Here is a 13,158-nt window from a genome sequence, read left to right on the forward strand (position 1 = left end):
CATTAACAACCGTCGGTAAAAGGCTCAATTACCGGTTTCGGCTCCGTTGAGGTTGCTTCTTTATACACAACATGACATGCATTAGCTTCAGTTGCGTCCTCTATTGTTTTAGTTGAAGGATAGATTACAACATCATCAGCCGTAGAACCGAAATATGCTGAAGCGTCTCCAGCTACAATAGTGAAATCCTCACTATCCAATAAGTACTGAATGTCCAGAGTTGTCGCCTGTGGGTAACCGTAAGCAACATTAATATTGGTGCCGTTATCGTTCACAGTACCGGTAGCAGCGCTTTGAACACCAGCGATTGCAGCCTTACCATAAACCAGTGACGCCGCAGATTGTAGTGATGCTTTCACAGCGTTTAATGTGCTTGCGGTGGCATCACCAGATAGGTTTAAAAACCGTGGTGCTGCCGTTACAGCCAAAATACCCAAAATAACAATAACGATAATTAACTCGATTAAAGTAAAACCTTGATTACGCTTCATTACTATACCTATTTTATATTTTAAGGATTACGGAAAGTCTGAACCTGACCAGTGGCTGGGTTATATTGCACTAAATTACCCTGCGTTGTTGTGTTATCAATACCGCCATCAGGTACGGCAGTGACAGATTGTGTTTGATAATAACGACATACTGCCCCTGCATCGTCCGCCCGAACAAACAGGCTTACATTTGATCTCGCAGCAACGGTGTCTGTTGTTGTTGTACTGGGTGCAGACTGCAGTATTTGTGTCAGCAATGTTTCACAGGCGGCGCTATTCAGAGTTGCAGCACCAATAGGATAACCATTGGCGTTTACTAGCACATTAACACCATCATAATCGACCTGATTTGCTGGCCGGCCACTAATTTCCCATTGCGCGCGCACTAAACCTACCGCACCCGCTAAACCACCGGCAAAGCCTTGAATAGATGCTTCTTCGGCCTGTTCAGTGACATTTAAAAAGCGTGGTAGCGCCGTTGCTGCCAGTAAACCTAAAATGATTACCACTATAATTAATTCAATTAAGGTAAAACCTGTTTGCCGTTTCATACTTGTGTCTCCCAACTTGTTATTATCATTAGTATATCCACAATCTTACTAATTACACCTTTCAACTTATTTAATTGGTTTAGCTGGACCCACCTTTGTAGGCATTTAGCATATCCCACATTGGCGTAAAAATACCCAGCGCCAGTATTAACACCATTACTGCCACTATCGCAATTAATATAGGTTCTATCTTAGCGGTCAGGCTTTTTAAATCAAAGGCGACTTCACGCTCATAAAAACCCGCCACTTCGGAGAGCATATCGTCCATAGCGCCGGTTTCTTCACCCACAGCCAGCATTTGTAGCACCAGCGGGGTAAACATCTGGCTTTGCTGGCTTACTTTAAGCAGGCTTTCACCACGCTCGATATTGCGCCGCATATCGCGTATTTTCTCCCCCAGGTATTCGTTGTCTACCGCATCGGCCACTAAGGTTAACGCACTGGTCATCGGCACGCCGGCCTTTAACATCATGCCAAAACTGCGGGCAAAACGGCCCAGCGTAGCCCGGTAGATGACCGAGCCAATAATCGGAAAGCGGATTTTCCAGCGACCCCACACCGGCCGGCCGGCCTCGGTATTAATGTAATGCCGCAGGCCAAACACGCTGGCAATTAACAGTATGACCATCGCCGGCCAATAGGCGATAAAAAAGGCTGAACTGGCCAGTAGCGCTTGGGTAGACCACGGCAACTCAGCATTAAAACGGGCAAACATATTGGCAAACTGCGGTATTACCGCCAGGTTTAAGATAAACATGGCCACCACTAAGGTAGCCAGCACAAAAATGGGGTAACGGGTGGCCTGCTTAATTTGCTTGCGGGTTTCCAGCTCTTGCTCAAAGTAGTAGGTTAATTGCAAAAAAGCTTCATCTAAGCGGCCAGTGTTCTCCCCCACATGCACTATGCTCACCATCAGGCGGCTAAATACGCCGGGGTGCGCGGCCATGGCCTGCGATAAATTACGGCCATTTTGTAACTGCTCTACCAGCTCGGTCAGGATCTGCTGCAGCCGCGTTGAGCTGGTGCTAAGGGCAAGGCCCTCAATGGCGCGAATAATCGGAATGCCGGCTTTCATCAGCGAGTACATCTGGCGTGACAGCATAATAAGATCCGTTAATGAGACCTTGCGCTGCCATAGCACCGGCATATTCAGACTCATGGTGGTGTCAGCTGGCTGAAGTACAATGGTGAGCGGAATCATATTGCGTCGGCGCAATATGTCTGCAGCCGCACTCTCAGTATTGGCCTCAATGTCGCCGCTGATCGCTTTTCCACTGGCATCGCGGGCTGTGTATTGAAACTGCGCCATAGTTATGCGCCCCCATCCTCAGTCACGGCAAACGGTGAGCTGGGATCGGTATCGAGATACTCAGATACCCTGATCACTTCATCCAGGCTGGTGACACCCTGCTGGGCATATTGCAGTGCCATAGTGCCCAGGCTGGTAAAACCCTCGCTGCGATGTGCCAGCTGGGCAAAGCCGGCTGTGTCATCACGGCGCAAGGCGTCTGCCAGTGGTTTGGTGATGATAAGCAGCTCAAACACCCCTAAGCGGCCTTTGTAACCACTATGGTTACATGACTGACAGCCCGGTGCATGCCAGTACTGCGCATCCGTCCTGGCTTTATGGTGGCGCAGCCAGCTACTTTCTAACTCATCTGGCTGATACGGCGCTTTACAATAATCGCATAAGCGGCGCACCAGGCGCTGGGCAATAATGGCACGTAGCGCCGACGCCACCAAATAAGGCGCGGCGCCCATATCAATTAACCTAAGTGTACTGGTAACCGCATCATTGGTATGCAGTGTTGATAACACCAAATGCCCCGTCAACGCACCACGCAGCCCCATTTCTGCAGTTTCCTGATCGCGCATCTCACCCACCATAATAATGTCCGGGTCTTGCCGTAAGGTGGTGCGCAGTACATTGGCGAAGGTCAGACCGATTTTATGGTTTACCTGTACCTGATTGACCCTCGGCAAACGGTACTCAACCGGATCTTCGACGGTAATAATTTTACTACCAGCCTGGTTTAGTTCACTTAGCAAGCCGTACAGTGTGGTGGTTTTACCCGAGCCGGTCGGGCCGGTAACCAAAATCATGCCATGCGGGCTTTTGATAATACGCCTAAGTTTTGCCAACAACGGTGCAGGCATTCCGGTTTCTTCCAGCTGCAGCAAACCGGCCGACTGGTCGAGTAAACGCATGACCACCGATTCACCATGCTGCACCGGCATGGTGGAAATCCGCACATCAATGCGGTGCGCTTTCACGTTTATCTGAAAACGGCCGTCTTGTGGTAAGCGTTTTTCGGAGATATCCAGATTGGCCATTAGCTTTAACCGCAACACTAAGGCCGGGGCGATGCTGACCTGGTTTAGAATATTTTCCTGCAATACACCATCGACCCGCTGACGGATGCGCAGCACTTTTTCATCCGGTTCAATATGAATGTCTGAGGCTTTAACCTGCACTGCATCTTCAAAAATTGACTGCAGTAACTTAACAATGGTGTTATCAGCGTCGGTTTGCTCGTCAGTGGCGCTGAACTCCAGTTCATTGTCGCTACCATGCTCTTCTTTTAACTGGCTAGCGAAACTTTCAATATCTTTCGTGCGCCGGTACAGGGTGTCAAAGGCTTCAATCAGCTGGCTTTCCCGCACAACAGCCAGGTCAATCTGCCGCGGCGCCAAAAGCGCTGCCAGTTGGTCCATCGCGGCCAAGTCGGCCGGATCACTCATACCCAGCAACACTTTGCTGCCGTGATCTTCCAGCACCAGGGCACGAAAACGCCGCGCTTGCACTTCCGGCAGTAACTGCACGGCTTTGGGATCGATAGGTTTTTGCGCGATATCCAAAAAGGGCACATTAAGCTGCTGGGCTAAAAACTGCAGTAACTGCTGCTCTGACAAAAACTTAAGCTCAGTCAGCGTGGCGCCAAGTTTCCGACCAGTTTGTTGCTGTTGCGCCAGTGCTTGCTGTAATTGCTGCTCGGTAATGATGTGCTCATGTACCAGAAGATCGCCCAAACGCATTTTTAAACGAGGTCTTTGCATAGCCTTACTCAGTCGCTGTTAAGCGTTGTTGAATGTATTGTCGACTGGCCGCTGACAGGCTGTCGCCCCACTGCAACGCCTGCTGATAATGTAGCCTCGCCTGCGCGGTGTTGCCAAGCATATCATGGGCAATAGCCGCGCCCAGCCACCAACGCGTCTGCTGCGGCTGTGCCACGATAAGCTGACTATACCAGTGCAGTGCTGCTGCAGGCTGTGCCAATTGCTGTAGTGCTGTTGCCTTCAGGCCGTAATATTCGGTATTGGCTGGCAGCAAAAATTGTTCCGGCAACAGTGCATCTACCTGTTGCCATTGCCCCAATGCAGCCGCTTGCTGCGCCAGCAACAGCTGCACGCTGGCATCTACCACACCATTTTGCTGCGCCTGTTGTAATACAGCATTAATCTGGCTGGCCTGCCCCATCAGATTTAACAGACGGGCCTGCGCTAAATAGGCGGTCGCGTCTGTCGCGTTTAGTTGCTGCAGCTGCTGCCAGTAGCTCAAGGCCTGCGTTAACTTGCCGCTTTGCTCAGCAGCTATCGCCTGTTGGGTGAGCTGTTGTTTGCGCTGCGCCGTGCTTAACGGCGCGCGCTCTACCGCCAGTGTCGTCTGCACGGGGCGTTTTGAATCTGCCGGCTGGTCGGCAGGTATAACAGCTTGTTCGGGTTCGGTGCCTTCAGTTGGGGTTGCCGCAGCAATAACAACCGTGTCTTCGCTGCTCGCTGCAGCAGGCTGTGGCTTTTGCTCGGTAACCTGCTCCACTCTGGGCAGCATGGCCAAGGTAGTGGCCGCGATATCTGCTTGTTCGTTGGTATTTTCTGAAAATATTACTGCCGCTTGCTGTGATACGCTGTCAGCCAAAGCTTCCGGGCTAGTGGTAGCAGTTAACAGTGTCTCTGCCGGACGGGTTAATATGGCATAGACAGCAAAACACAGCAGCGCTGCACTTAATAGCAATAACAGGTTAAGCCAGAGCGGCCGGGCGCTGTCGGCAGCATCGTAAGCAATAGTGCCACTGACTTTAGCAGAAGCTGGTGTCTGGCCACGCTGCTCCAAATCGCGCAGCATTTTATTCAGCACACTCATGCGCCACTCCACAGCGGCCAGGCTGCCAGCGCCGCGCTGGTAATGCTGACTGTGCCAGCTACCAAGGCATACCACCATAACGGTCGCGGCTTTGGCTGCACCGCTTCAGTGTCCTGAGCGGCCAGGCGTACATGCCGCCAGTTTACCCGCGCCTTACCTTCACCATAGGCCAGCAACAAGGCTTTATGCGCCAGAATATTGACCAGCCTGGGGATGCCTCGGCTGTAGCGACATAACAAGCGCAGTGCCAGGGTGCTAAATAATGGCTGTGTTGCCCCAGCCTGTGCCAACCGCTGGTTAACATAAGCGGCCAGCTGTAACGGTCGCATTAGCGCTAAGCTTGCCGAGAAGCTGATGCGCTGACGTAACTGGCGAAAACGATAGCTGGCCAGCCTGGCATCCAGTTCCGGCTGAGCAAACAGCACCACCTGCAGCAGCTTGCGCTGACGGGTTTCCAGGTTAGTTAACAGTCTTAAGGCTTCCAGCGTATCGTCCGGCAGGGCCTGAGCTTCATCAATGAGTACAATAGGCCTTTTGCCCTGAGCTGCCAACAACAGCAGTTGCCGCTGCAGCAACTGTAATAATTGTGGCGGCTCGATATTGGCAGAAAATTTCAGCCCAAATTCCAGCGCCAGCGCCCAGCGCAACTCAATAGGCGTCAGTAACGGATCGGGGATATACGCCAACTGCCAGTCAGCTTGTTCCTGCTGAAGCAGGGTGCGGCACAACAGTGTTTTGCCGCTGCCTACCTCACCGCAAATTTTAATAAAACCCTCACCACTGTTCAGCGCTGTATTGAGCAGCGCCAGCATATCCTGATGCTGCTGCAACGGCACATAAAACGCCGTGTCCGGCGTTAAGCCAAATGGCAGCTGTTGTAGTGAGAAGTGCTGCTGATACATCGTTATTGTGGATACCAGTCACTAATATAATCCTGCGACTGACGGATCTGCTGCTGCCAGACGCCCTCGCCAACCACAGTAGGTTTTAACAGGATCACCAGCTCTTTTTTCTTTTCCACTTTATTTACGCTGGTAAACAGCTTACCCAACAACGGAATAGCCCCTAGCACAGGGGTACGCGACTCACTGTCACTGGTGACGGTTTGCATTAAACCGCCTATAACAACAATTTCACCGCTGCGGGCACGGATAATGGTATCAGACTCACGGATATTACTTTGCGCCAGCGGCAGGACAATTTGCTCATTGCTAAACCGAATGGTTTTGTTCTGCTCTGCCGTCTCTGTGACCGACGGGTGCACATGCAGGATCACACTGCCGTTCTGGTCAATTTGCGGCGTCACATCCAGCGCAATGCCGGAAAAAAAAGGTTGCAGGGTAATATTTGGCGAGCTGGTGGTGCCGCCGGTGCCGACAATCGTATCGGTGCTGACGTTGGTAACAAAGTACTCATCCTGGCCCACTTTAATCACCGCTTTTTGGTTATTCATCGCCGTAACCCGGGGGCTGGAAAGCACCTGGGCATTGCCCTGAGTTTCCAGCAAGTTAATAACGCCGTTAAAATCAGCGTTATTAAACGAAATAGCAGTAACACCACCGAGCGAGGTACTGATGGCATTGCTTGCCACAGCGCCACTGGTGCTGAGATTAAAACCCGTGCTACGGATATTCGCTATCGCATTTTGCCAGTTGATGCCCTGCTGATATTCGTCATTGAGCGTCACTTCGATAATTTTGGCCTCCAGCACCACCTGACGTTGTAAGTGCTGCTCTGACTGACCAAGGAACGCTTTAACTGCTGCAATTTCATCTGGCATACCGCGCACTGTTATCAAACCGGCTTGCGGTGTTACCACCACCATACGCTGCGGCCCCTCGCCTAATACGGTGGCAACAGCCTTTTCCAGCTCTTTCCAGAAATCCGTTTTACTCTCGCTTTGGATGGTGCTGCCATTAAATTGCTGCTGGCCATATTGCGACTGGCTTTGATTGCCAAAGCCGCCCTGATTCAGGTTATTCTGCCCCAGATTGCGGTTATTCTGGCCATTCTGACTGTTTTGGTTATCTTGCGACACGCCACCGGAGTTCACGGCAATAGAGGAGAATCCGTGCCGTTGCAACATCAGATAGTTCACCGCGATGCTTTCGGTACGCAGCCCCGGCGGGTACACCTTAAACACCAAGCCTTGTTGGCGGATATCAAAACCGTACAACTGCTGTACTATGGCCATGGTCTCAGGCAGCGTAACCTGCTTGAGCTGCAGGCTAATGCTACCGCTGATCTGCGGGTGTAGCACCACACTGTAGGGTGTATCGGCCACCAGAGAGGCAAAAAAATCATTCAGACTGGCGTCAGTTGCCGCCACATTAAACCGCGGCAGCGCTGGCTGCGGCAAGCTATATGCTGCACTGAGTAAGTCTTCAGTTACAGCCGCGGGTACGGCCGGTGGTGCCTTTGCAGGCTGGGTTTGTTCTGCCTGCTGCAATACCTGCTTTGCCTCGGTGGGTACTTTGCTCGGTTGCAATGCCTGACAGCCAACCAGCAGTAAGCCGCCAATACTTAGCCCAAGCGTAGTGATGAGATTAGTTTTCATAGTTTTTTATCACTGTGTTGTGTAACGACAATGTCTGCTGCTCGCCATTACGCTGCAGTACCACGTGTTTGTCTTTAATCGCCAGCAGTTGATATTGCTGATAATAATCTCCGCGGCGCAATAACTGACCATTGATGACCGCCACTGGCCCCTCGCTGGTGTGTTTGATTAACTGTAACTTTAGCGGAGCGGCGACTTCAGCACTGGCCGACGACGGGTTATTACTCCAGCCAGGCGCCGGGCGTGTCGGATCGGCCTGAACTGTCTGGCTAACCAGCAAAGCAGCCAGGCTACAGGCGAATAAAATCTTCATGTTCACTTACCGTTATCAGTTCCAGGGTCATATCAGCCGACGGGTATTCAGTAACCTGATAGCGCAAACCTGCCCAGTTAACCAACCAGGGCAACTGCTCAATATTTTTGAGCACCTTAAGCAGCGCCGCATAATTACTGTTCATGACCAGCGTCAGCTGATGCTGATACAATAGTGGCGTGTCTGTCTCGGTTTGTCCCGCCAGTAACACGGCCTTAGGCGCTGCGGTTGTTAGCTGCTTTAACTGTACATCACTGCTGCTTTTTAACACATTGTGTAGCAGTGCTACCATTTGCTCGGCAGCAATAAAATGGCTGGTGCTTTGCGTTATCTGCGCCGTCAACTGTCGCTGTTGTTGCTCCAGTTGTGTAATGCGCTGGCGATACTCTGCATCGGCATCAGTGCCCAGTTCTGAGCGTAAGGTAGTCGCCAGTTGCTCTGCTTCCTGCTGCTGCTTTTGCACATTAGCCAAACGATCATGGTAACTGTTGCCGGCCTGCAAAATCGGCTCTAGCCCATAAATAAACCCCAACCATAATGTCAACAACAAGGTGCTGAGCCAAATCATCAGCTGTTCACGCTGTTGCAGAGTATTAAAACGTTCGTCCAGTTGTTGCCATAACGTCATGGTGTGGCTCCTTGTTCAGCCACCAGTTCAAAGCTTACGGCGCTGTTATCCTCAAGCTGTTGCATTTGTACCTGACGAAAACGCTGACCACGAAAATAACTTAGCTCACGTAGTTGCTCCAGCCACTGAGGCACGCTCTGCGGTTTTAATGTTACGCCGCTAAAGCTGCTGTGCTGCTGGGTTAATTGGAAATGCGTCAGCCACAGCTCAGGCCTGTCTATCTGTTGTAAATGTTGCAATACCGGGCTGTAGTGCTGACTGGCCTGCTGCTGTTGCTGTGACAAATAGCTTAACAGCTGCTGCTTTTGCTGCACGCTTTGCTCTAGCAGCTGTAACTGCTTTTGTAACGCGGCTGATGCCTGGCGCTGCGTCAGCGCTTGCTGAAAAAGCGCCACTTGCGCCAGTTGCTGGTCAAGCTGTTGTTGCTGTTGATCTAAGAAGGTACTTCGCTGCAGATTGTGTTGCTGTAACAACCAGGCGGTTAATGACAACACGACAACCAGAGCCACCCAGCTAAACATTAATCGACGCAGCGCCAAAGGGCGCCGTATTGGCCATAGCCGATGCTGGTATAAATTTACCTGCTGCTTCATGGTCAGCTCCCCTGCAGCGTATTCGTTGTCAGAGCCGCCACAGCGGGCCAACAGTGTAGCAATGTCTCTCGACTGAGCTTGTCTGCAATAACAGGCAACGGTAGAGGCTGCACCCGGCTAAAACCGCTTTGCCGGAATAGCTCGCACATCATTTCGGCTTCAGGCATCAGCAAAAAGATATCCCGCACTGGCGGCTGCTTCAGTTGACTTTCTACATAATCCATCGACCGCTGCAGCTCCAGTTGCAGCCGGTCAAGCGTGCCATCGGCCAGCTCACCGGCACCGGCCAGATGTAAACGGCTAAACCCGCGGGTGCGGCGGGAAAAATACAGCTCGCCATTGCGCACAATTTGAATAAGCACTTCCTGCTCAGGTTGATGGATTACCAGCATAGTTGCCTGAGCCCCCGTAGCGACCAAACGCCCGGCTAACCATTCCTCGGGCATAATGCTACCAAGCTTTAAGCCGGCTTCATGTATAGGCGTTAATAATTGCTGTAAGCTGGTGGCGCTGGCTGCGACAGCATTAATCTTCGCCGCGCCATTGCCGCTGCCGGGTAAGTCGATGTAGTCAGCGATGATATCCTCTGGGGCGATATTGACTAAATCTTTTATCTGCCAGGGTAATGCCTGCAGCATCTCCTGATCGGAAAGCGCCGGCTTATCCAGTTGCACCACCTGATAAAACTCTGGCGCCAAAATAAGTTGTAATGGCGTCTGCTTGCCAACGCCTGCTAACAAACGGCTTAACTCACTGACCAGTTGGCCCTGTTGATAACTCAGTTGCTGACAATGGCTGATGCGCCCCGCACTTAGCTCGGCTAATGTTATCGAGCTACTGCCCAGGTGCAAAGCCAGCTGGGACGGCGTATCCTTAGATAGATGAAAGCGCTGTAGTATTTTTTTCAGCATATTGCTGCCATATACATCCTGTGTCGCTTTATACTAACGACTAATTACGCAGCTGTCATGCATCTACCATGTTGTATTCATCAGAAATTCAGCTTCTTTCTGTCCAGCCACATTGGCAAGCTGTTGTACACCCTGTGCTTGAAGCAAGCGCCGTGCAGCTGTGGCTCTGTACGTTGCAAACTAAGGTAACAGGCGTATCGGGCAATAAAATTCTCAAATTGCGCTATCCGCTGCAAAGCGCCCTACAGTATGGCTATAGCGGCATTGTGACCTTTGGCGGCGCATTTTCTAACCATTTGTGTGCGGTTGCAGCCAGCTGCCAGCCGTTGGGACTGCGTAGCATAGCTTATGTCAGAGCTGAGCAACTGGACTTAAACAACCCGACGCTGGCTTTTTGCCAAGCCCAGGGTATGCAGCTTATCGCTCTAGACCGCCAGCAATACCGGCTGCGGTATCAGGCCGATTTTCTTGTCCAGCTTAAACAGCGCCACCCGGGCTTTATGCTGGTGCCAGAAGGGGGTAGCTGTACAGACGGTGCACATGGCGTGTCACAGCTGGCGTTAGAGCAAACGCCTGCGGGTAGCGCCGACTTAGTAATCACGGCCACCGCCAGTGGCGGCACGCTGGCAGGCCTGATTAATCGCCGGCAGAGCGCTGCGCTGGGTATCGCAGTGGTAAAAGATGCATCCTTGTTCAACAAGGTGCAGCAGCTGTTAGTAGAGCCAGAACCTTTACCCTGGCAGCTTAACAGCGACTTTTGTGGTGCGGGCTACGCCCGTTTTAGCCCGGCACTGTTGCAATTTTGCCGCGATATGGCAAACCAGGGCATACACATTGAACCGATTTATACGGGCAAGGCACTGGCTGGCGTGATAGAGCTTGTGCGACAAGGCCGGATAGCAGCAGGTAGCCGGCTGAGCTTTTTTCACACCGGCGGCTTGCAAGGTTTGGATGGGCTGTTATACCGTGGTTTAATTACTGCAGCTGACCATGCGTTATTATCTGGTTCAGCGGCTGACTAAAGTAAAAACCCTGGCCACCGGCAATACCCAGTTTTTGCAAAGTCAGCCACTCCTGCTCTAACTCAACACCGGTCGCCAGCACCCTCACACCTTTATTGGCATAGCCGGCAATTAAACCGCGGACAAACAGCTGCTGTTCCAGATGCTGGTCGATATTACGTACCACAGAGGGATGTAGCTTCACGGATTCCAGCGGCAATTCATCAACATAATTAGCGGTCTCCAGTAATAAGCCAACTTGGTCGACAATCAAACTAAATCCGGCTTTATGCAGTTTCAGCAAAACCCGCTTTGCTGCCTTGTAATGCTTCAGCAGCTGATGTTCTGTCACTTCCAACGCCAGCTGCGCCGGATCGATCTGGCCGGATAACAGCATTTGCTCCAACCATTGCCACCACTGAGTATCTAATAGCGATGACACGCTGACGTTGATACTGCAGCGACTGTAGTGCCGTGAGTCTACAGCACATAGCTTGGCCGCTTTTAATAGCACATGCTGATCAATCAAACCCACCAAGCCGCAATTGTTCGCCATCGGCAAAAACACCGCAGCCGGCACTTTAGTGCCGTCAGTACTGTGTAAGCGGATCAGCACCTCATGCTGAAGAATATCTTTATCCTGCCAGGACATGACGGGCTGAAAACTCAATACAAAGCGCTGCTCTTGCAAAGCTTTGCTAAGCTCAGATCGCCACCAGACCGAGCCTCTGGCTACCGTTTTGTCTTGCTGATTTACTACACCATAAGCTGAGTTTTGTCCTTGCAGTTGTGCTGTTTTTAGTGCCATATCGGCCTCAGACAGCAATTGATAGGATGCCTGCCCGCGCTGATAAGCAGCATAACCAATATGCAGTACATCCTCATCGGCGCAATCAATGAAACAGCTGGCCCGACTCAACAATACCGCCATACGATCGCCAAGCTTCGCCATATCATCAGCGGCTAACCCTGCGACTAACAGTACTAAGTCATTGTCCGACAGCCGCGCTAATACCGTATCGGTGTATGCCGCAGCCATACCGTGTAAAATGTCAATACAGCCGCGCAAGCGTTGAAGTTGTCGTACACCGGCAACGCCAGCTTCGGGTTGGTGCACCTGTATCAGGAATAACGCACCATAAGCCGGTTCAGTATGGTCGTTTAAATAATGTTGCAGCTTACTCTCAAAGAATACCCGATTACCCACTTCGAGCTCGTGATCAATTAAGCCTTGCACCCTCACCAAATGCCGCACTTCTTGATCGCGCTTTAGTAAGTGAGATATGCGCTGAGAGATCTGTGCCAATTGCTGCAGCTCGGTTTGCTCAGGCGTCCGCTTTAGCTCAAGTTGGTCATATAGGGTAATAATCAACTGTTGCTGTGCTACAGCGCTTTGTTGCTGCTTGCGTAGTCGGTAGGAAAAATACATCCACAATAGAGTACAAGGTAACAACACCAAGCCTGTAACTAAGGTTGCAGCGGTTATGCTATTTAGATTTAACAGATAAAATGCCCCGGATGTTAGTGACAACAGCATTATGGCTACCACTAAAAACAAAAGCGCATTAAATTGGCTGGAACGTCTCATCAACACAGTCAACTCCTTTTGTACTGTGTTCAGTGTTGATCTAAGACGGTTATTTGTCGAGTTTTTATGCGATAGATAATAAAAAACCCCGCTCTAGAGAGCGGGGTTGGTATTGGGTGCCTGGCGGTGAACTACTCTCGCATAGCGAATGCTACACTACCATCGTCGCAGCTGCGTTTCACTTCTGAGTTCGGAATGGGTTCAGGTGGTTCCACAGCGCTATTGCCACCAGGCAAAAACGGTTTGTCTGTCTTTAACTTAGCAAGCTGATTGTATGCACACTGTATTCTTTATACGCTTTCTCGCGCTTTAAAACATCTTTGGCGTTGTATGGTTAAGCCTCTCGGGCAATTAGTATGAGTTAGCTTAACGCGTCACCGCGCT

13 protein-coding genes and 1 rRNA gene are annotated in these 13,158 nt (G+C 51.2%); 1 reads left to right on the forward strand and 13 read right to left on the reverse strand.

Annotation, left to right across the window (positions count from 1 at the left end):
• Window positions 1-2: 2 nt before the first annotated feature.
• From ABGI61_RS05385 to ABGI61_RS05435, 11 genes are all read right to left on the reverse strand, one after another.
• On the reverse strand, window positions 3-491 hold the full coding sequence (locus ABGI61_RS05385) for a prepilin-type N-terminal cleavage/methylation domain-containing protein (RefSeq protein ID WP_347598024.1): 489 nt from the start codon (window positions 489-491) through the stop codon (window positions 3-5).
• A gap of 20 nt (window positions 492-511) precedes the next feature.
• The gene (locus ABGI61_RS05390; RefSeq protein WP_347598027.1) at window positions 512-1,042 is read right to left on the reverse strand and encodes a prepilin-type N-terminal cleavage/methylation domain-containing protein; all 531 of its coding nucleotides are present in this window, start codon (window positions 1,040-1,042) and stop codon (window positions 512-514) included.
• Window positions 1,043-1,121: 79 nt separating this feature from the next.
• A complete protein-coding gene (locus ABGI61_RS05395; protein WP_347598030.1) occupies window positions 1,122-2,351 on the reverse strand; it encodes a type II secretion system F family protein in 1,230 nt (409 codons plus the stop codon).
• 2 nt (window positions 2,352-2,353) lie between these two features.
• The gene (locus tag ABGI61_RS05400) at window positions 2,354-4,099 is read right to left on the reverse strand and encodes a GspE/PulE family protein (protein WP_347598033.1); all 1,746 of its coding nucleotides are present in this window, start codon (window positions 4,097-4,099) and stop codon (window positions 2,354-2,356) included.
• Between the two features lie 4 nt (window positions 4,100-4,103).
• Entirely contained in the window at window positions 4,104-5,183 is a 1,080-nt protein-coding gene (locus ABGI61_RS05405) for a tetratricopeptide repeat protein (RefSeq protein ID WP_347598036.1), read from the reverse strand.
• Window positions 5,180-6,085 (reverse strand): ExeA family protein, encoded by a 906-nt coding sequence (locus ABGI61_RS05410; protein WP_347598039.1) that lies wholly within the window; start codon window positions 6,083-6,085, stop codon window positions 5,180-5,182. The genes ABGI61_RS05405 and ABGI61_RS05410 overlap by 4 nt, the downstream gene beginning before the upstream one ends.
• 2 nt (window positions 6,086-6,087) lie before the next feature.
• The gene (mshL, locus tag ABGI61_RS05415; RefSeq protein WP_347598042.1) at window positions 6,088-7,740 is read right to left on the reverse strand and encodes a pilus (MSHA type) biogenesis protein MshL; all 1,653 of its coding nucleotides are present in this window, start codon (window positions 7,738-7,740) and stop codon (window positions 6,088-6,090) included.
• On the reverse strand, window positions 7,730-8,053 hold the full coding sequence (locus ABGI61_RS05420) for a hypothetical protein (protein WP_347598045.1): 324 nt from the start codon (window positions 8,051-8,053) through the stop codon (window positions 7,730-7,732). Before ABGI61_RS05420 ends, mshL begins: the two co-directional genes overlap by 11 nt.
• On the reverse strand, window positions 8,031-8,681 hold the full coding sequence (locus ABGI61_RS05425; protein ID WP_347598048.1) for a hypothetical protein: 651 nt from the start codon (window positions 8,679-8,681) through the stop codon (window positions 8,031-8,033). Before ABGI61_RS05425 ends, ABGI61_RS05420 begins: the two co-directional genes overlap by 23 nt.
• Window positions 8,678-9,274 carry a PilN domain-containing protein gene (locus ABGI61_RS05430; protein WP_347598051.1) on the reverse strand — a complete coding sequence of 199 codons (597 nt, stop codon included), beginning with the start codon at window positions 9,272-9,274 and terminating at the stop codon, window positions 8,678-8,680. Before ABGI61_RS05430 ends, ABGI61_RS05425 begins: the two co-directional genes overlap by 4 nt.
• Before the next feature lie 2 nt (window positions 9,275-9,276).
• Entirely contained in the window at window positions 9,277-10,185 is a 909-nt protein-coding gene (locus tag ABGI61_RS05435; protein ID WP_347598054.1) for a hypothetical protein, read from the reverse strand.
• Between the two features lie 152 nt (window positions 10,186-10,337).
• On the opposite strand from ABGI61_RS05435, the gene ABGI61_RS05440 reads away from it, so the two are divergent.
• Window positions 10,338-11,207 (forward strand): 1-aminocyclopropane-1-carboxylate deaminase/D-cysteine desulfhydrase, encoded by an 870-nt coding sequence (locus ABGI61_RS05440; protein WP_347598057.1) that lies wholly within the window; start codon window positions 10,338-10,340, stop codon window positions 11,205-11,207.
• Here the strand turns inward: ABGI61_RS05440 and ABGI61_RS05445 are convergent.
• Window positions 11,161-12,774: an EAL domain-containing protein gene (locus ABGI61_RS05445; protein ID WP_347598078.1), complete on the reverse strand. Its 1,614-nt coding sequence runs from the start codon at window positions 12,772-12,774 to the stop codon at window positions 11,161-11,163. The two genes, ABGI61_RS05440 and ABGI61_RS05445, sit on opposite strands and share 47 nt — an antisense overlap.
• Before the next feature lie 118 nt (window positions 12,775-12,892).
• Window positions 12,893-13,007, reverse strand: a 5S ribosomal RNA gene (rrf, locus tag ABGI61_RS05450).
• Between the last annotated feature and the right edge of the window lie 151 nt (window positions 13,008-13,158).

It is taken from the genome of Rheinheimera fenheensis (assembly GCF_039871805.1).
GTDB classification, from domain to species: Bacteria; Pseudomonadota; Gammaproteobacteria; order Enterobacterales; family Alteromonadaceae; genus Alishewanella; species Alishewanella fenheensis.

Bases quoted from the DNA above. Each gene is read 5' to 3' on its own strand.
- ABGI61_RS05385 (WP_347598024.1), bottom strand. From the start codon at position 491: ATGAAGCGTAATCAAGGTTTTACTTTAATCGAGTTAATTATCGTTATT.
- ABGI61_RS05390 (WP_347598027.1), bottom strand. From the start codon at position 1,042: ATGAAACGGCAAACAGGTTTTACCTTAATTGAATTAATTATAGTGGTA.
- ABGI61_RS05395 (WP_347598030.1), bottom strand. From the start codon at position 2,351: ATGGCGCAGTTTCAATACACAGCCCGCGATGCCAGTGGAAAAGCGATC.
- ABGI61_RS05400 (WP_347598033.1), bottom strand. From the start codon at position 4,099: ATGCAAAGACCTCGTTTAAAAATGCGTTTGGGCGATCTTCTGGTACAT.
- ABGI61_RS05405 (WP_347598036.1), bottom strand. From the start codon at position 5,183: ATGAGTGTGCTGAATAAAATGCTGCGCGATTTGGAGCAGCGTGGCCAG.
- ABGI61_RS05410 (WP_347598039.1), bottom strand. From the start codon at position 6,085: ATGTATCAGCAGCACTTCTCACTACAACAGCTGCCATTTGGCTTAACG.
- mshL (WP_347598042.1), bottom strand. From the start codon at position 7,740: ATGAAAACTAATCTCATCACTACGCTTGGGCTAAGTATTGGCGGCTTA.
- ABGI61_RS05420 (WP_347598045.1), bottom strand. From the start codon at position 8,053: ATGAAGATTTTATTCGCCTGTAGCCTGGCTGCTTTGCTGGTTAGCCAG.
- ABGI61_RS05425 (WP_347598048.1), bottom strand. From the start codon at position 8,681: ATGACGTTATGGCAACAACTGGACGAACGTTTTAATACTCTGCAACAG.
- ABGI61_RS05430 (WP_347598051.1), bottom strand. From the start codon at position 9,274: ATGAAGCAGCAGGTAAATTTATACCAGCATCGGCTATGGCCAATACGG.
- ABGI61_RS05435 (WP_347598054.1), bottom strand. From the start codon at position 10,185: ATGCTGAAAAAAATACTACAGCGCTTTCATCTATCTAAGGATACGCCG.
- ABGI61_RS05445 (WP_347598078.1), bottom strand. From the start codon at position 12,774: ATGAGACGTTCCAGCCAATTTAATGCGCTTTTGTTTTTAGTGGTAGCC.